We start from the raw sequence: 767 nt of genomic DNA, 5'->3' as shown, positions 1-767 counted from the left end.
GGAAACCCAACATCTTAGTAGGTTATATGAACCCAGGAAACTCCACAAAAACTTAACCACCCCCAGCCTAGCCGACTGTGTTGGGTTTCGCGATCGCTCCACCCAACCTACTAGAAAGTGGCGGCGGGGGATGTCTTGGGCGGAGTTCATTTTCTACAGTTGCAAGGAATGGAAAGCCAAAGGTCACAATGCAAAACAGTCACCAAAGAAAACCGGAAGTCTGAAATCAGTCGATAAAGCAAGCGTAAACTGCTTGTTACGGGAGAGAATAGCCAATATGATTTTGTCACATCAGCAGGAGGTTAAACTTTGCCGTATCAAGTTATTATCTCGCCAACCGCTGCCGACCAGATCCGGGAGTTGACGGCGCGACAACGGAGTATGGTACTCGAAGGGATTTCTCAACAACTGACCAGTCAACCTACTGTGGAAACCCGCAACCGGAAGCTAATGCGTCCTAATCCCTTGGCATCTTGGGAATTGCGGATTGGGCAGTTGCGTGTGTACTATGATGTAGAGGAAGAGCCGGAGGCTATTGTGGAAATTTTGGCGGTTGGCATCAAGGACAGAAATCAAGTTAGATTCGGCGATCGCATATCGGAGGAAACAGATGAAGACTCTTAATTTATCGCAAGCTACAGCCCCGTTAACCGACTACATGGCAACCCTCGATCGCCAACCTTTGATCGTCACAGTTGACGAACAACCTCAAGCGGCGCTAATGTCGATTCGGTTAGCTGATGAATTGACCCACAGTTTTAATTCTC

General features: G+C 48.2%; 1 protein-coding gene. It reads left to right on the top strand.

Going from position 1 to position 767, the window contains the following annotated elements:
* Nucleotides 1–309: 309 nt before the first annotated feature.
* Complete coding sequence (locus B9T16_RS29040) at nt 310–624, top strand: type II toxin-antitoxin system RelE family toxin (protein WP_410246432.1); 315 nt, start codon at nt 310–312, stop codon at nt 622–624.
* Nucleotides 625–767: the final 143 nt, after the last annotated feature.

Origin of the sequence: Arthrospira sp. PCC 8006 (assembly GCF_046480465.1) — a bacterium.
GTDB lineage: Bacteria > Cyanobacteriota > Cyanobacteriia > Cyanobacteriales > Microcoleaceae > Limnospira > Limnospira platensis.
Note: the sequence above shows the minus strand (reverse complement) of the source record. Positions and strands in the feature narration are given on the sequence as shown.